Origin of the sequence: Flavobacterium sp. (assembly GCF_043778725.1) — a bacterium.
Classification (GTDB): domain Bacteria; phylum Bacteroidota; class Bacteroidia; order Flavobacteriales; family Flavobacteriaceae; genus Flavobacterium.
On sequence record NZ_JAYWFT010000112.1, the window covers coordinates 1 to 16,541 of the forward strand.

At 32.2% G+C, this 16,541-nt stretch carries 19 protein-coding genes; 14 read left to right on the plus strand and 5 right to left on the minus strand.

What is annotated here, in order from left to right:
• Both ACH2CG_RS10645 and ACH2CG_RS10650 read left to right on the plus strand, forming a co-directional pair.
• Window positions 1–426 (plus strand): DUF6943 family protein (locus ACH2CG_RS10645; RefSeq protein WP_395064982.1); only part of this gene is annotated, 426 nt, incomplete at its 5' end.
• 125 nt (window positions 427–551) lie between these two features.
• The gene (locus ACH2CG_RS10650; RefSeq protein WP_103725652.1) at window positions 552–731 is read left to right on the plus strand and encodes a hypothetical protein; all 180 of its coding nucleotides are present in this window, start codon (window positions 552–554) and stop codon (window positions 729–731) included.
• A gap of 82 nt (window positions 732–813) precedes the next feature.
• Here ACH2CG_RS10650 and ACH2CG_RS10655 read toward each other — a convergent pair whose 3' ends face one another.
• Genes ACH2CG_RS10655 through ACH2CG_RS10670 form a run of 4 tightly spaced genes read right to left on the minus strand, consistent with a single transcriptional unit; the run spans window position 814 to window position 2,366 of the window.
• On the minus strand, window positions 814–996 hold the full coding sequence (locus tag ACH2CG_RS10655) for a hypothetical protein (protein WP_302135579.1): 183 nt from the start codon (window positions 994–996) through the stop codon (window positions 814–816).
• Entirely contained in the window at window positions 977–1,204 is a 228-nt protein-coding gene (locus ACH2CG_RS10660; protein ID WP_395064985.1) for a hypothetical protein, read from the minus strand. Before ACH2CG_RS10660 ends, ACH2CG_RS10655 begins: the two co-directional genes overlap by 20 nt.
• A gap of 9 nt (window positions 1,205–1,213) precedes the next feature.
• Window positions 1,214–1,609: a DUF5675 family protein gene (locus ACH2CG_RS10665; RefSeq protein WP_395064987.1), complete on the minus strand. Its 396-nt coding sequence runs from the start codon at window positions 1,607–1,609 to the stop codon at window positions 1,214–1,216.
• A gap of 1 nt (window position 1,610) precedes the next feature.
• A complete protein-coding gene (locus tag ACH2CG_RS10670) occupies window positions 1,611–2,366 on the minus strand; it encodes a hypothetical protein (protein ID WP_395064989.1) in 756 nt (251 codons plus the stop codon).
• 1,022 nt (window positions 2,367–3,388) lie between these two features.
• On the opposite strand from ACH2CG_RS10670, the gene ACH2CG_RS10675 reads away from it, so the two are divergent.
• Complete coding sequence (locus ACH2CG_RS10675) at window positions 3,389–4,633, plus strand: site-specific integrase (protein ID WP_395064991.1); 1,245 nt, start codon at window positions 3,389–3,391, stop codon at window positions 4,631–4,633.
• Between the two features lie 40 nt (window positions 4,634–4,673).
• Window positions 4,674–5,507, plus strand: coding sequence for a hypothetical protein (locus ACH2CG_RS10680; protein ID WP_395064993.1), 834 nt, complete (start codon window positions 4,674–4,676; stop codon window positions 5,505–5,507).
• Window positions 5,508–5,513: 6 nt separating this feature from the next.
• Here the strand turns inward: ACH2CG_RS10680 and ACH2CG_RS10685 are convergent, their stop codons facing one another.
• The gene (locus ACH2CG_RS10685; protein WP_395064995.1) at window positions 5,514–6,479 is read right to left on the minus strand and encodes a helix-turn-helix domain-containing protein; all 966 of its coding nucleotides are present in this window, start codon (window positions 6,477–6,479) and stop codon (window positions 5,514–5,516) included.
• Between the two features lie 99 nt (window positions 6,480–6,578).
• Between ACH2CG_RS10685 and ACH2CG_RS10690 the strand changes: the two genes are divergently transcribed.
• The 10 genes from ACH2CG_RS10690 to ACH2CG_RS10735 all read left to right on the plus strand — a co-directional run bounded on the left by ACH2CG_RS10690 (window position 6,579) and on the right by ACH2CG_RS10735 (window position 16,533).
• Entirely contained in the window at window positions 6,579–7,736 is a 1,158-nt protein-coding gene (locus ACH2CG_RS10690) for an FAD-dependent oxidoreductase (RefSeq protein WP_395064997.1), read from the plus strand.
• Window positions 7,737–7,768: 32 nt separating this feature from the next.
• Window positions 7,769–7,930: a hypothetical protein gene (locus ACH2CG_RS10695; protein WP_395064999.1), complete on the plus strand. Its 162-nt coding sequence runs from the start codon at window positions 7,769–7,771 to the stop codon at window positions 7,928–7,930.
• Window position 7,931: 1 nt separating this feature from the next.
• Window positions 7,932–9,155: an MFS transporter gene (locus ACH2CG_RS10700; protein ID WP_395065001.1), complete on the plus strand. Its 1,224-nt coding sequence runs from the start codon at window positions 7,932–7,934 to the stop codon at window positions 9,153–9,155.
• Between the two features lie 473 nt (window positions 9,156–9,628).
• Complete coding sequence (locus ACH2CG_RS10705) at window positions 9,629–10,477, plus strand: RteC domain-containing protein (RefSeq protein ID WP_011963653.1); 849 nt, start codon at window positions 9,629–9,631, stop codon at window positions 10,475–10,477.
• Between the two features lie 111 nt (window positions 10,478–10,588).
• Window positions 10,589–10,876: a helix-turn-helix domain-containing protein gene (locus ACH2CG_RS10710; protein ID WP_395065004.1), complete on the plus strand. Its 288-nt coding sequence runs from the start codon at window positions 10,589–10,591 to the stop codon at window positions 10,874–10,876.
• 7 nt (window positions 10,877–10,883) lie between these two features.
• On the plus strand, window positions 10,884–11,768 hold the full coding sequence (locus ACH2CG_RS10715) for a transcriptional regulator (protein ID WP_395065006.1): 885 nt from the start codon (window positions 10,884–10,886) through the stop codon (window positions 11,766–11,768).
• Window positions 11,769–11,820: 52 nt separating this feature from the next.
• On the plus strand, window positions 11,821–12,447 hold the full coding sequence (locus ACH2CG_RS10720; protein WP_395065008.1) for an ATPase: 627 nt from the start codon (window positions 11,821–11,823) through the stop codon (window positions 12,445–12,447).
• A 481-nt stretch (window positions 12,448–12,928) separates the two neighbouring features.
• A complete protein-coding gene (locus ACH2CG_RS10725) occupies window positions 12,929–13,657 on the plus strand; it encodes a DUF6577 family protein (protein WP_395065010.1) in 729 nt (242 codons plus the stop codon).
• Window positions 13,658–13,684: 27 nt separating this feature from the next.
• The gene (locus ACH2CG_RS10730; RefSeq protein WP_395065012.1) at window positions 13,685–14,725 is read left to right on the plus strand and encodes a nucleotidyl transferase AbiEii/AbiGii toxin family protein; all 1,041 of its coding nucleotides are present in this window, start codon (window positions 13,685–13,687) and stop codon (window positions 14,723–14,725) included.
• 8 nt (window positions 14,726–14,733) lie between these two features.
• A complete protein-coding gene (locus ACH2CG_RS10735; RefSeq protein ID WP_395065014.1) occupies window positions 14,734–16,533 on the plus strand; it encodes an N-6 DNA methylase in 1,800 nt (599 codons plus the stop codon).
• Window positions 16,534–16,541: the final 8 nt, after the last annotated feature.

Here is a 16,541-nt window from a genome sequence, read left to right on the forward strand (position 1 = left end):
TATATGCCAAATTTCATTATCAAAACGCACCGAAAAGACACGTTATACACAAAACCTCATTTATTCCTACTTAACAAAGGAATGAATAGCGGAAAGCCACAAAAAGAGCCATTTACCAACAGTTTTGTAGTCATTTTTCAAAACGAAGAAGATTGCGAAAGCCTTTTTTTCATTGCTTATAGTTTATGGCAAACAAAATTCTGGCATCAACATTTAGTTGGTTCGGTAATTCCATTTTTACGCCTTCCAGATTTCAAAAAACAATTCAATCCACAAGCCAGTTTAATGATGGTGGAACACGAGCAACATCAAAAAAATATTGCTGCTCTCAAACTTCTGGAGAAAAAAGAAAAGCAGTACAAAGAAGATATGATGTTAATAAATGACATTCGCAAAGCTATTTTGTACAGGTATTGCAAGAAATAAACCCACATATAAACCTAAAATTGACAAAAATGAACTCGCCACCAACAACTTGTTTGTTGCAAACAAACTCAAATAAAAAATAAGGCGATAACATATATGACCACTAACAAATAAAATCTACATATATGAAACTATTTATTTTGTACCAAACCGACAATTGGAAAAGCAAGGCATCAAGAGTATGTTTTGGAGTTTTCGACACAAGAGCCAAAGCCATTGACAGCGCAAAATGGCAAGAATTATACAACCATAATTCCGAAGTTGTGGTTTTAGAAGTTACATTAAACCTATTTGAGGAAGTTTAATTTTAGAACGTAAAAAAGCCCATTCCTTGCGGTTTGGGCTTCATTAATGTCTAATCCAAAGGTCACCACAACTAGAATTAGACTATTTTTTGTGCTTTCTAATGAAAAATTTGAGAATCAAAGATATTGAAAAACTAACAACCGCACCAAGTGTGGCAAGAATTATAGTTTTTAAAACATCTTCCGAATGTAAATTGGGTAAAACACTCAAAAATGTGCCGCCAGCGGTACTAATTACCGTTGAATTACTGTGTTGTAATGACATCTTCTTTTGTAGTTGTCAGTTGGCTAACCGCAGAAATAACGCCTCCTGCAACAGCAACATATCCACCAATTGTAGTAACCACGACAGGCAAAGCAATCGGAGCAGTCAAAATTGTTCCGCCTACAGCAGCTAAAACCAAACCAATATTTCGAAGCACTTTAAAAAATTTCGGAGTTGGAGCTTTCGCTCTATTTATTATTTTTTTCATAATCTTATTTTAAGACTGAACAATTAAAACAATACTTTCATTTTTGTCTAATATTGGATATACTAAATTTTTCAATTTAGAAAATGCTTTTCGAGACATAAGACCTAAACCTGGTCCAGAAAGTTTTGTTACTGGAGCAATACAACCATTCAATTCTTGCAAAGCATTATTGGCAGGGTGAAACAGAATTAAACTTCTGCTTTTTACATTAATTATTTCCAAATGCCATTGAAATTTCTTGCTGTACCGCTTTTTTATAAAATATTTCCCTTCCGGAATGCAGGAAACTTTCGTTTCGTTCATCTTCCACGGCAATTCAATGGTTTTACAAATCAATTTGCCTTCGCATTCGATTTTTCCGTTCGTTCCATCAGGGAAATAAGTTCTCGATAGTATTAAAACCATCTTACAATCCGCTCACTTGCACCAATGCTAATGGATTAAACGCACCATTTTTCAATGGGTACATTTGACCATTTACTTCTTGGTAAAACTCAACTCCAAGAGCCAAAAACAAAGGTTTTGTACTGGCTGGAGTTACAGCATTTGTTTGACTAATTACAGCTGTAGCGGTTGTGTCCCAAGGTAAAATTGCCGTTTCTGAATGCGCTTCAACAAATGTTTCCGCTTCAAAATCGACTTCCGCACCAGCAGAAATAATTTTAAAGTGGGTTGTTCCACTAGGTGCAGCAATCATATTGGCAGGAATAAATGAAGCCAAATCAACTGTGATGTTTCCTGTAACACGGTCAATTACTCCCACAAAAGGAGCAAATAAACTGGTGCCCAGTTTCCCACGAATATTGAATTCAAAACCTGTTAAAAGTTCTGCTTCACCATCAATAACATTTCGCAAACCTCTGACGCTGATTAAATCAGCTTGGATGACTTGCACCATTCTTTGAGTTAAACGACTTACCATTCTGCCGTCGGCAGAATTCAAAAGCAAAGCTCTCAAAGCCGTTCTCAAAATTTTTCCTGCCTTACCAGCTCGACCAAATTCAGAACCATTTTCACGCGTTCTTTGAAACGCAGGATCACTTTTGATTCTGCTGGCATCAATGCCACCTTTTTCACGCGCCAAATGCCCGTCTTGGGTTTTGTAAAAAGTAATATCTCCGATAGTACCTTTCAATTTAATTATGCCTTTCTGTCTTGCCATAATTTCTAAAATTTAGATTAAAATTCATTTTTAAAATCTCTAAATCATCTTTTCAGTTGCAACATCTTTTATCCGATTTCGAAACAAATTTTAGCCAATTAAACAGAATAAAAAAACAAGTTCACTACCATATGTCTCAAAGCGACACAAATGGCTTAAATCGACATAAATGCCTATCAAAAAGCACATAAAACAACCGTAAATTGCAGGAAAAATTTATATTTCAAAAAAACTTACTTTTGTATAATCTTAAACTTTACTAATCAGTAGGTTTAAGCTAATCAAAGCCTAGTCAAAGGCATAGATAGTGTATGAAATTTGAAAAACAGAGGGTGTGCATTTATCCAAAAGACATACAGCGCATAACAGGCAAGAGTTATCGCCAAAGTACCAGATTAATGCAAAAAGTGAAAACTGACCTCAACAAGCTCGAAAATGAGTTTTTAACTATCGAAGAGTTTTGTTCCTATGCAGGATTAAAATATGAACAAGTAGCTCATTTGATTTTTGGTTAAAATGCAGATAAATCCCAACTCTATTTTAAACCATTTTAGATAAACATATCGTTAAATAACTAGTTCATTTTTTAGTCTTGATACTTTAGTATTCAGATTATTATGCTTATATTTGACTACTTTGAATTAAGATAATTGTAATCCTAATAAAGAGGTGTCAGTCGAGGTGTCACTTAAATAAAATACTTTGCGAAGTATTGATTTTATTGGTGACTTTTGTAGCAGACAAATCCCTCTTTCTCCGCCAGTAGAAATACAAAAAAAGCTAAAACGCTGTAAAACTTATGTTTTACGGCGTTTTTTCATTAGTGGCTATACCACAAAAGTTCATTAAATGGTATTCTTTCAGTGACCTATTTAGTGACCTATTTAGTGACCTATTTGCATAATCCCAAATAGGTCACTAGAAATCGCTGAAACACTTGTATAATAAGGTGTTCACGTCTTGAACATCTTGTAGGAAGTGTTTAAGAAGTATAATTTTATCAAACTTAAAGTCACCACAAAATGAACAAAACATTCAACCTTCTTTTCTTTATCAAGAAAAGCAAAATCAAAGCCAACGGCACCGCTCCAATTTATTTGAGAATTACTATCGATGGAAAGCCAAAAGAAATTGCCTCCAAAAGATACATTCAACCCGATAAGTGGGACAACAAACTTCAAAAGGTTTCAGGTTCTTCAGATGAAGTTAAATCTTTAAATCTTTATTTGAAAACATTAGAGCAGCAAGTTTACGATGCACATCATACTATAATGAAAGACAAAACCACTGCAACAGCATCTGGTTTAAAATCTAAATTGCAAGGCACAGAACAAAGAGCCAGAATGTTGGTTCCAATATTTCAAGAGCATAATGATAAAGTTGAAACTTTAGTTGGCCAAGAATTTGCACCAGGAACATTAGAGCGGTATAAAACATCTTTGAAACATACAATTGAATTTATACAATGGAAATATTCCGTTTCAGATATTGACATAAAAGATATTGACCACGCTTTTATTACAGAATACGAATTCTTTTTGCGAAGTGTTCGAAAATGTGCCAATAACACAGCGGTCAAATACATAAAGAATTTTAAGAAAATAGTAAAGCTTTGCATTTCTAATGGATGGTTAGACAAAGATCCATTCGTAAATTATAAAGCTAAAATCCGTGAAGTGGAACGAGAGTTTTTATCTCAAGAAGAAATCCAAACTATTTATACAAAAGAGTTCGCAACCGAGCGATTAAACCAAGTCAAAGATATTTTCGTTTTTGCTTGCTTTACAGGATTGGCATATATTGATGTAAAACAACTAACACTATCAAATATTAGTTTGGGTATCGATGGTGGCAAATGGATTTTTACACACCGTCAAAAAACAGAAACCGCTTCTCGAATTCCATTACTTCCTATTCCGGAAGAACTAATCCAAAAATATGCAGCCTATCCACAATGTATAAATGAAAACAAATTACTTCCAGTCTTAAGTAATCAAAAAATGAATAGCTACTTAAAGGAAATAGCGGATGTTTGCGGCATTCAAAAAGATTTAACCTTCCACATTGCCCGACATACTTTTGCAACGACTGTAACGCTTACAAATGGGGTTCCGATTGAGAGCGTGAGCAAAATGCTTGGACATACCAATATTAAAACTACACAACATTATGCGAAAATTTTAGATAAAAAAGTAAGTGATGATATGATGATTTTGAAAGAAAAATTACAGATAATTAAATTTGAAAACTTGAAATCAGGCAGTTAATTCTAAAGTCATCCAGATTTATTATTACTTTTATAATCTTATGGAAGAACTACAAGAAAATGAAGAATTAGATGCTTACATTGATTCTTTAATCACTGCTGAATATGTCAAATTAATTGAAGATGATATAGGTCTTTGCACCTGTCAACTTTTCAAAAATGATTTAACTAAAGGAGTTGTTCCATTTGCCTCTGGAGTTTTTGTTTTTCTTGGGGATGAATTTTATCTTCTAACCGCATCACATGTAATTGAAGATTGGTCTGATTCGAATCATTTATTTGTTAAAATCAAAGATGATTATGTATCAATAGTTGGAAAAGGCTATGGAACAGAAATGGAAAAAGAAGAAAAAATCGATGCTGCATACATAAAACTTAAACCTCAATTAGTATCACTTTTGGTTCAATCGTATAGGTTTCTTCCATACCATAGATTTTTATTTCATGAAAAAATATTTCATGAATCAAGCTATTGTGCTTTTGGATATCCAGTAATCAATAAAAGAAAAGAATCTTCTGATATAAAAACATTTGGTTCAGCTTATTATATGTTACCAAGTCAAGATAAAGTTTTTCAATATTATTCATTAAATCCTTTTACTCATTATGTCCTTGAATTTCTGGGCAAAGCAATAAATATTAAAACTGAAAAACTTGAAAAAATAAAGACTGAACATTATGGTCTTAGTGGTGGTGGCTTATGGTATATAATTATTGACTTTAATAAAGATAAAAATGAAATTGTTTCAGAATCGTTCTTGATCGGAATTATGACAGAATTCAGAAGAGGCAAATACGATTGCCTCATTGCTAATAGAATTGAAATTATTTTGAAAATGATACAGGATAATGAAGGAGCCGATTTCAATAATTAACTATTTTTAAACCGAAGAAGAATACTTCTTCGGTTTCATACCAATATGTTCTTCAAAAATTTTTCCAAAGTGGCTCATATTAGAAAACCCCAGATGATAACCAACTTCTGATACTGTTAACTTTTTTTCGTTTAATAACCTTGCAGCTTCTTTCATTCGAAAAGTTTGGTAATAATTAAAAATACTATTTCCAAAAATCTGTTTAAATAGTTTTTTAAGTTTCGACTCACTCATTCCAGATTGTTTTGCAAGATTCGAGAGCAAAGGCGGCACATTCAATTGCTGTAATATTTGGTCTCTTATTTGATAAATAATTACAACATCGTTTTCATTCAAATTTTGAACTGGACTATTTTCTCTTTTAAATAATTCTGCAAATAACAGGCAGATAATTTCGTTAGCTTTTATTTTCCAATATACATTTTGTAAATTAGGAGGAACTGCACATTCAATTATTTCATTGGCTACTTTTTGTATAGCAGGAGTAATAATCTCTTCAAATAATAAAACATGTTCTGTTTCTAGAATCTCTTCGTAAATAATTATACCCTTTTGTTCACCTAATAATTCTTTTAATCTTTTTTTGTCAATGCCAATAAGTATAGTTCGATACTTTACTCTTTTAGGGATAAGCATTTCAATATCAATTTTACCTTTTCCTATTTGAACTGTTGGTAAATCTTTAGGTGTTAATTCACTTCTAATACCTTCGTCATCAAAAAAAATATTAGAGAAATTTATAATAATTCTATCTATAGCTTCATTATCACCTTTTTTACTCACAAGCATATCTTCATATAATTCATAGTTACGAATCATCATACCCATTCCGTTTCCTAAAAATAAACCCTTTAAATATCCTTTCCCTTTATTTATGGGTATCGTTAATTTCCCATTTTCTAACGGTGACTCTAAAATATCGGCAAACTTCTGAAGCATACCAATTTGCTGTTTTATAGTGATGTTTATCATAAATGCCGTTTAGGAATATTTATATACCAAATGTAACTATTTTATCTCTATATACCGTTGTAAATTCGCATCAATATTAATACATATATCCAATTTATTATGAAAAATAATTTAACAGAAAACAAAAAGATTGCAATTATAGGTGGTGGTCCAGTAGGATTAACTACTGCTATTTTACTGCAACAAAAAGGAGTAAATGTAAAAGTGTATGAAAGAGACTTGAATGCAGAAACAAGAATATCAGGCGGTACACTTGATATTCATAACGATACGGGGCAACTAGCGTTTGTAAAAGCAGGTCTTTTAGAGTTATTCTTCAAAAATGCACGACCAACAGGCGAAAGAGCTATAGATATTCAAGCCAACGTAGTAGAAGAAGTTATGCCTACTGAAGAAAACAAATTTGAGAGACCAGAAATAGACCGGAACGATATGCGTCGAATTTTACTTGAAAGTTTAAATGAGAATACTGTTGAATGGGATAGTCAATTAATAAATCTTGAGAAAAAAGAAAATCAATTTCATTTACAATTTAAAAACGGGAAAAATGTAATAGCTGATATTGTAATTGTTGCGAATGGCGGTCAAAGTAATGCCCGAAAATATGTAACCGATTTAACGCCTAAATACACAGGAACATTTGTTTTACAGGGAGAAGTTTTAAATCCTGAAATTTCCTGCCCCAACTATAAAAATCTTTGTAAGGAAGAGAATACGATGACTATTTCTGATAGAAAAATGTTGTTTTGCCAAGTTAAAGCAAAAGGAGCATTAAATTATTATCTATCATTCAAGGCAGATGAAGATTGGGCTGTAAAGGCTAACATCGATTTGAATAACAAAGAAAGTATTGTAGCATTTATGAATGAAAAATGTGCTAATTGGCATCCAACTTTTAAAGAATTATTTGCTGCTACAGATAATTTTACAAGTCTTGCAATGAGAATGTTAAACGTTGAAAATGGCTGGAAAAGCAAAGAAACTAACATTACACTAGTTGGCGATGCAGCTCATTTAATGCCACCATTTGCAGGAGTTGGTGTAAATGTTGGTTTGCTAGATGCCTTGAATTTAGCTATCAATTTAACCGAAGGTGATTTTTCCGATATTGATGCTGCTATCAAAGATTATGAACAAAAAATGTTTGTATATGCTGCCGAAGCCCAAGACGGAACCAGCCAAGCAGAGGAAGGCATTCATTCCGATATTAGCTTTGAAGAGTTAATGAAACAAAGAGAAGAAGGGCATCGTAAATAATAATGTTTATAGTGAATAAAAAACAAAAAAATATGTTACTACAAATCAAAAAAACAGCAATTATTGATGGTAGTCTAGGAGGATTAACTTTATCCTCCGAAGTAACGGCAATAAAATTACAAAGCACTGAAATATTTCATTCTAAAAATGCTTTACAAGAATTGTTAAATATGTTTAATTCTTTTACAAATTAAAATGGAAGATATAATTAACGCCAATTTTACATCCTATCAGAAACTTATAATTTTTGTATTAGCTATACTTCAATTTACGGTAGTTTTAGATTTTACTATTATTTCACCAATTGGAGATATTCTGATTAAAACATTGAATATAACGACAAAACAATTTGGCTTCGCGGTTTCTTCTTATGCTTTTAGTGCAGCTGCATCAGGAATTATTGCGGCTGGATTTATGGACAAATTCGATAGAAAAAAAGCCTTAATTTTCTTTTACACTGGATTCATAATCGGAACTTTATTTTGTGCATTATCAAACACTTACATAAGTTTATTAATAGCAAGGATTTTCACAGGATTTTTTGGAGGTGTTATAAGCTCAATTGTGTTAACAATTATTTCCGATTTATTTATGCCATATCAACGTGGCAGAGCAATGAGTTTTGTTCAAATGGCTTTTGCAGGCAGTCAAATTTTAGGAATTCCATTTGGGTTGTTTATTGCTAACAAATTAGGCTGGCATTATACTTTCTTTTTGATTGTAATTTTGGCTTTGATTGTTGTTCTAATTATCATATTTAAACTAAAATCAATAAATGAACATCTTAAAATAGTATCAGATAAAAAACCGCTTCTTCATTTATGGCATACCGTAAAAAACAAAAAATACCAAGTTGGTTTTTTGGGAATTACATTTTTATCTATAGGAGGGTATATGATAATGCCTTTTATGACTATTTATTTGGTAAACAATATTCACATTGCAAGTAGTAATTTACCAATAATATTTATGATAACAGGCTTGTCATCTTTGGTTATGATGCCTATTGTTGGAAAATTGAGTGATAAATACAGTAAATTGAAGATATTTCTTTTTGGCACTTTTACCTCAATAATTATGATAGCGATCTATACTAATTTGCCAATAGTTCCATTATGGTCGGTTGTGGTGATAAACGTAATTATGTTTGCTTCAATAATGAGTAGAATGGTACCATTTCAAGCATTAAATTCAATGATGCCAAACAAAGAAGATAGAGGTGCATATATGAGTATTTCATCGTCTTTACAACAAATTGCTGGTGGTTTGGGTACTGTAATTTCAGGGTTTATTATTATTCAAAAATCAAAAACTAGTCCTATAGAAAACTTTTATGTATTGGGTTACTTGGCAATCGCAATCGCAATACTTTGTGCTTATTTTGTTTTCAGAGTTTATAAATTAACAATAAAAAAATAATTGTATTATAATATAATTTTCGGAATTGATTATCATGAATACACACAGATAATTAAAGCCGACTCTAAATTCTAATCCTTTCAGTTACTCAAATGATATTGACAAATATGCAGACCACCCAAAAAGCACCCATGAAGATAAACTACTTCCAATTTTGACAAATTAAAAAATGAATGCTTATTTAAAGAAAATAGCATGCGTTTGTGAGATTGAAAAAGATTTAATCTTCCACAGCCCTGCATACTTTTGCAACTACTGTAACGCTTACAAATGGTGCTCCAATAGAGAGCGTGAGTAAAATGCTAGGAGATGCAAATATCAAAATAACCCAACATTATGCTAAAATATTGGATAAAAAAGTTATCGATGATATGCAGATTTTGAAAGTAAAGAGTAACATGATTACGAAATCTATTCAATTTTAGATTTCGCATTTTTTTATGAAATATGAAATTAATACCCAAAAATAAAAATTGAACTCTAAAATTAACCTACTCCTTTCCGACCTCAACGAACAACTCAATTTTATAGATTTAGAAATTGACGACACTTTAAAAAGATGTGAAAAAGCAATTGAAATTATTATTAAATCGATTCAAAAACTCAAAATTTTATTTCTTAAAGAAAACTTCAAAAACCAAGAACAGGAAATAGATTTTTTCAAGAATATAAAGCCAAAATTCACTTCAAAACTTGTTTATTATAACATTGTTTACAAAATCGAAACCAAAAACCCTTATGGTGGAGAACGTGTAGTAAAAAAATATCTTAACAACGAGCTTGACAAATTAAAACGCTACTTCGACAACAATTTAGACTTTTACAAATATTACAGAACCGGAAACAATTATTTGGACTTCAAATATTTTGTTCGAGGCAACTTCGATGTAAAACTCACGATAGATAGTTTCTTTTTTGAAGTAGATCATAATTTTTCAACTTCTCATGACTTCAAAGTAGCTAAAATATTGGCACACGATTTAGTTCAGGTATATTTAGAAGCCAAATTATTGGCACTAACCAATAAAGGTCCAAAAGAAAAGTCACAACACAATCACAACACAAAACTCACTTGGACAGCTCCAAAAGTTGCCTTAATTGAATTGTTATATGCTTTGCAATCCGAAAAAGTATTCAATAATGGCACAACAGATTTAAAAGAAATTGCCGAATATTTCGAAAATATTTTCAATGTTGATTTAGGACAATATCGGAGAACTTTCCTTGAAATTAGAGTACGCAAGACGGAAAGGGCAAAATTTTTAAACACTTTAAAAGATGCTTTAGAGAAAAGAATGAGTAATTCTGACGAGTCAGTTTAAACTTTGATTTGTTCTCATTTAAATAAAATCGCTCACAACTCGGTTTGTGTTGTGAATTTTATTGAATCAAAACCCTAAAATTTGTACCATAACAATATAAAACGGCACATTATGGCAATCGAAGTTATTACGCGCGAAGACTTAAACGAGTTTCGCATACTACTTTTAGCAGATTTAAAAGAAATCCTCCAGACCAAAACACAACTTACAAAACAATGGCTCAAATCTAGTGAAGTCCGTAAGTTGTTAAATATTTCTTCTGGTACTTTACAAAACCTTCGCATCAATGGGACACTATCCTATACTAAAGTTGGTGGCACTATGTATTATGCATATTCAGATATTGAAAAGCTACTTAACGGAAATAAAGTAAATGCTTTACCTACTCTTTTTAAATAATTTGGGTATGAACTACATAAAGCATTTAACAGGTTTCTTTGATCGTATAGTTCAAGACCGCAGCTTAAACCCAACACATATTAGTCTATATGTATCATTATTCCAATTCTGGAATGTAAACCGTTTTCAAAATCCAATAAGCATAACTCGTGACGAAGTAATGCGTATTAGTAAAATTTGTTCCAAAGCAACTTATCACAAATGTATGCGAGAACTAAACGAAAAGGGATATATCAAATACGAGCCATCATTCAACCCATTCAAGGGCAGTATGGTCATACTTTTTAATTTCTCAGAAGACCTAAAACCAGTTCAAAAAAGAGCAAGCAAAATCGAAAAAATTTTACCAAACACAGGACAGGTTCTGAACAAGCATCAAACTAGTGATGAAACAAGCACTGAACAAGCGCTAGTACCTTCTATAAACAATATAAACAAAACAAACATTTCAAACGATTTAAACTTGGGTGAGCAAACTCAAAATTTTCAAAATGAAGATGAAGTTTTAAAAAATGTTGTTGAGGAAAAAAAAGAAATGCTTTTCGCATTCGCCGACACCGAAAAAAAACAAACTGATGAAAGTCGGCAAAAAAGTTCCGCCAAAAAAGAAAAGGAGTTTGTCACTTCGAGCGCAGTCGAGAAGCCAACAATCGAAAATGCCAAAATATTTTTTCTGAAAAATAACTTCCCAGAACTCGAAGCCAATAAGTTTTTCAATTATTTCTCCAGCAACGGTTGGTTAGTTGGTGGAAAAACACCAATGGTCGATTGGCAAGCAGCAGCTAAAAACTGGATGCTAAACGCAAATAAATTCAACACCAACGAACCCAAAACTGACAAAGCAAAACACCTCAACACCACAACCGACAAAGATTATTCAGAACCTTTGTAACTGTCATTGCGAGGAACAAAGCAATCTTACTTTGCAGTTAAATTTTAAACTTATGGAAACAGAAATAAAAACCAACTACAACTACGAGGAAGTAATCCTTTGGCTTGAGAAGAAAGGCATCGAGTTATACGGAAATCATTTCAAAATCCTTGAAACAGATCATCCCATAATTTACAAACTCATTGCCTATTTCCTAAAAGACGAAGCAACTTGTTTTCAATTCAACATAGACCTCAACAAAGGAATTCTACTTTCTGGACCAGTCGGCTGTGGCAAAACCTCATTATTAAATTTAATGAAATACCTAACACCAACTGAACATAAATTTTTCGTAAAACCATGTCGAGACATCAGTTTTGAATTTATCCAGGACGGTTACGAAATAATACACAAATACAGTAAAGGAAAACTCTATCAATCTGAACCTAAAACAATATGCTTCGACGATTTAGGAATAGAAAATAACCTAAAATACTTCGGAAACGAATGCAATGTAATGGCAGAAATTCTATTGAGTCGCTACGATATTTTTACAGTTAAAAAAATCCAAACGCACATAACAACCAACCTTTCAGCAAGTGAAATTGAAAAGCAATATGGAAATCGAGTAAGAAGCAGATTGAGAGAACTATGTAATTTGATTGCCTATGACAGAAATGCAATAGACAAACGAAAATAGGAATTAAGTTTTGGCAATAAAACTATACTACTGCCAAAGCTTAATTTTCTAAATCAAAAGTTATGTTTTGTATCGTATGAGTGAGGTTTAACCTGACATTTAAACTACGAAACATAATTTTTTAGAAATAAACGCATGAAAATAAAAACGATAAACTAAAATTTACACAATAAACCAACCAAGTTTATTGTACAAATTTTAGTTTATTATGCAATACCAAACGAGGGTAAAATTTACGCTTAATAAACAAACGAAGGTAAATATCATATAAATTTACTCTCGTTAGATAGTATATTTCATTTGCAATCTGCTACACAATGTGTAGTAAATCGCAAATGAAATCTTTTCACAAATTTATTCCAAATCTGTGACAAATAAACCGTCAAATCATAAAGTTAACTTTCGGCAATAAAACTATTTCACTGCCAAAACTTAATTTTTAAATAAAAAGTAGTACATTCACGCCATAAATCAGAATAAAGTGGCAAAAACGATTGAAAATACAATAGAGAGTTACTTCAAATCCAACACCCAACTTTCCAGAGAAGAATTAGGAAACTTAATCAATAGAGACTTTCCAGAGCTTTCGGAAGGGACGATAACTGTTTATCTATCTAAACTCAAAAAAGCAGGTAAAATAAACAATCCAGCTAGAGGGTTTTATTCAATAAGCGATAAACAAATCTTCAATCCGGAAATCAATCAAAACTTAAAAAAGATATACAATAAAATACATAAGGAATTTCCATTTATAGAAATCTGTGTTTGGAATACAAAGTGGTTGAGTGACTTAATGCGACACCAACCTTTCAAAAATTTTACCATCATTGAAGTCGATAAAGAAGCGGAAGAACAAGTTTTTAATGTACTAAGCGAATGGACAAAAAACGTGTACTTCAATCCTAATGAAGAAATTTTAGAAAGGTACATAAGCTCAAATACTGAGGAAGTAACTATCATTAAAAATTTAGTAACCGAATCTCCAACAGCAAAAAACAATAAAATCACGATACCAACACTAGAGAAGTTATTAGTAGACATAATTATCGATAAGGAACTTTTCGCAGCACAGCAAGGAGAATTAGATTTTATTTACAAAGCAGCTTTTAATAAATACGATGTCAATAAAGCAAAAATGAAACGCTATGCAATAAGAAGAAACAAAGAACAAGAATTAGAGCAAATGATAAACAGAAGCTTCATACAATAAGTGGCTTTTAGAGATTAAAACAGCAATATGATTAACAGCGAAACCCAAACAATCGATTGGATTCTTAACTTAAAAAGTAAGATAGGAAAACGTATTGATCCCAAATTAATCGAAAAAGTAATTTGGGCTCTAACACTATTGGAACAATTACAATTAAATGGATTAAACTTTACATTCAAGGGCGGAACAGCATTGCTATTGGCAACCGAAAAACCGAAACGTTTCTCAATCGATATTGACATTATTACGGAACACTCCGAAAAAGAAATAATAGCCGTACTGCAAAAAATAGTAGAAGAAAAAATATTTTTGAGTTGGGAAGACGACAATAACCGTAAACACTCACCAGATGCACCAATAGGACATTTCAAAACCTATTACAAAAGCGTTGTGGATGGAAATACAGAACCAATATTGTTAGACCTACTCTATACACCAAATCCATATCCCGAAGTTCGCGAATTGCCAATAAAACATCCATGGCTTTCTACCTCAAAGGAAGAAATTATAATTACAATGCCAACTTTTGATGCAATTCTTGGCGACAAGCTAACAGCATTTGCACCAAAAACAACCGGAATACTATACAGTAAAAACCGTCCTGTAGAAATTATAAAACAGCTATACGATATTGCATTCCTATTCGATAATATAGCTAATTTAGAAATAGTCAGAAGCAGTTACAACAAAGTAGTTAAAGAAGAAATCGGTTTCCGAAAATTAGACATAACAGCAAAAGAAGTATTAGAAGATACTTGGCAAGCGTGTTATATCTTAGCTGAAAGAGATATCAAATCAGACGAATACAATCATTTACAACTCGGCATCCGAAACTTTACCAATTTTACTATTGATAGATTTAGCATTGATGAAGCAATAACAGCAGCTGCTAAAGTCGCTTACCTAACCAATCTAATACAATCCGAAAAAGAAATAAAAATCGAAAGTTTCAAAAATCCTCTCGAAATAAAAGATTGGCTAATTGAAGACCCGGAATACAATAAATTAAACAAGTTAAAAAAGAACAACCCAGAAGCTTTTTACTATTGGTATAAATGCTTTAATTAAATATATAAATGAAAAATTTCAAAGATAAAGCAGATCTAATCTGGAAAGTAGCTGACTTATTACGTGGCGATTATAAACAATCCGATTACGGAAAAGTAATATTGCCACTAACTGTAATAAGAAGATTAGATTGCGTTTTAGAACCAACTAAAGATAAAGTCCTTGCCTATTTGCCAAAAGTAGATTCACTTAAAGAAAGTGCAAAAGATATTGCCTTAAACAAAGTTGCTGGATTCAATTTCCACAACAAAAGTCAATTCAATTTTGATAAGCTAATTGCCGATTCAAATAACGTTGCGGTCAATTTAAGAAACTACATCAGTGGGTTTTCAACTAGTGCACGAGAAATAATTGAGTATTTCACTTTTGATGACCAAATTGACAGAATGGATGACCCTAAAGCAGACATTTTATTTCGTGTGCTAAAGAAATTCCAAGAAATAGATTTATCCGATATGGACTCTATGGAAATGGGATATGTCTTTGAAGAACTAATCCGAAAATTTGCGGAGCAATCCAACGAAACTGCTGGAGAACACTTTACACCTCGTGAGGTTATTAAATTAATGGTAAACCTTTTATTTAATGAAGATAAAAGCATATTAACACGAGAAGGAATTGTAAAAACATTATATGATCCTGCGTGTGGAACTGGCGGAATGCTCTCAATTGCAGAAACCTATCTGAATGATTTAAACCCAAAAGCAGAACTCAAAGTTTTCGGTCAAGAAATCAACCCGGAATCGTATGCAATTTGCAAATCGGATATGTTGATTAAAGGTCAAAATCCTTCCAATATCAAATTCGGAAATACTTTTACTGTTGATGGTTTAGAATTCGACAAGTTCGATTACATGCTATCTAATCCGCCATTTGGTGTCGATTGGAAAAAAGCCGAAAAAATCATTAAAGCCGAGGCAGATAAAAAGGGAATGTCTGGTCGTTTTGGTGCAGGTTTACCGCGTATCAATGATGGCTCATTATTGTTCTTGCAACACATGATGTCTAAAATGAAACCTGATGGAACAAGAATAGCAGTTGTCTTTAATGGTTCTCCACTATTTACTGGTGCTGCCGAAAGCGGAGAAAGTAACATTCGCCGATGGATAATAGAAAACGACTGGTTAGAAGCTGTAGTTGCAATGCCAGACCAATTATTCTATAACACCGGAATATCAACTTACATTTGGATTGTAACCAATCATAAAAGTAAAGTCAGAAAGGGTAAAATTCAACTAATTAATGCTACTGGAATAAAAGATGAAGAATTTTTAAAAGAAGGCAAATTAGAATTCAATCGCTTCTGGAATAAAAAAGATAAAAGTCTAGGTAATAAACGTAAGGAAATACCAGAAAACGGAACAACCAAAGGAATTGGTTTCATAACCCAATTGTATGGTAATTTTGAAGAAAACGAATTCAGTAAAATTTACCCAAATGAATTTTTTGGCTATTGGAGAATAACCGTAGAACAACCATTATTAGAAAATGGAAAAGTAGTAACAGATCGTTCTGGCAATCCAAAACCCGATTCAACCATGAGAGATTATGAAAACATTCCTTTTTTGAAAAAGAGTAGCGACGGTAAATTAGTGCCACAAGTGATAAAAGAATATTTTAAATCCGAAGTAAAACCGCATCTCCCAAAGGCTTGGGTTGATGAAAGTAAAACCAAAACAGGTTACGAAATCAACTTCACAAAGTATTTCTACGAATTCAAACCATTACGCCCATTAGCAGAAATCAAAGCTAATATTATGGCATTGGAAGAAAAAACTGTTGAGGCAGAAAAAACAATATTAAATTAAAAAATACA

Bases quoted from the DNA above. Each gene is read 5' to 3' on its own strand.
- ACH2CG_RS10715 (WP_395065006.1), top strand. From the start codon at position 10,884: ATGAACTACATAAAGCATTTAACAGGTTTCTTTGATCGTATAGTTCAA.
- ACH2CG_RS10690 (WP_395064997.1), top strand. From the start codon at position 6,579: ATGAAAAATAATTTAACAGAAAACAAAAAGATTGCAATTATAGGTGGT.
- ACH2CG_RS10675 (WP_395064991.1), top strand. From the start codon at position 3,389: ATGAACAAAACATTCAACCTTCTTTTCTTTATCAAGAAAAGCAAAATC.
- ACH2CG_RS10735 (WP_395065014.1), top strand. From the start codon at position 14,734: ATGAAAAATTTCAAAGATAAAGCAGATCTAATCTGGAAAGTAGCTGAC.
- ACH2CG_RS10650 (WP_103725652.1), top strand. From the start codon at position 552: ATGAAACTATTTATTTTGTACCAAACCGACAATTGGAAAAGCAAGGCA.
- ACH2CG_RS10710 (WP_395065004.1), top strand. From the start codon at position 10,589: ATGGCAATCGAAGTTATTACGCGCGAAGACTTAAACGAGTTTCGCATA.
- ACH2CG_RS10670 (WP_395064989.1), bottom strand. From the start codon at position 2,366: ATGGCAAGACAGAAAGGCATAATTAAATTGAAAGGTACTATCGGAGAT.
- ACH2CG_RS10655 (WP_302135579.1), bottom strand. From the start codon at position 996: ATGTCATTACAACACAGTAATTCAACGGTAATTAGTACCGCTGGCGGC.
- ACH2CG_RS10700 (WP_395065001.1), top strand. From the start codon at position 7,932: ATGGAAGATATAATTAACGCCAATTTTACATCCTATCAGAAACTTATA.
- ACH2CG_RS10665 (WP_395064987.1), bottom strand. From the start codon at position 1,609: ATGGTTTTAATACTATCGAGAACTTATTTCCCTGATGGAACGAACGGA.
- ACH2CG_RS10720 (WP_395065008.1), top strand. From the start codon at position 11,821: ATGGAAACAGAAATAAAAACCAACTACAACTACGAGGAAGTAATCCTT.
- ACH2CG_RS10660 (WP_395064985.1), bottom strand. From the start codon at position 1,204: ATGAAAAAAATAATAAATAGAGCGAAAGCTCCAACTCCGAAATTTTTT.
- ACH2CG_RS10685 (WP_395064995.1), bottom strand. From the start codon at position 6,479: ATGATAAACATCACTATAAAACAGCAAATTGGTATGCTTCAGAAGTTT.
- ACH2CG_RS10695 (WP_395064999.1), top strand. From the start codon at position 7,769: ATGTTACTACAAATCAAAAAAACAGCAATTATTGATGGTAGTCTAGGA.
- ACH2CG_RS10680 (WP_395064993.1), top strand. From the start codon at position 4,674: ATGGAAGAACTACAAGAAAATGAAGAATTAGATGCTTACATTGATTCT.
- ACH2CG_RS10730 (WP_395065012.1), top strand. From the start codon at position 13,685: ATGATTAACAGCGAAACCCAAACAATCGATTGGATTCTTAACTTAAAA.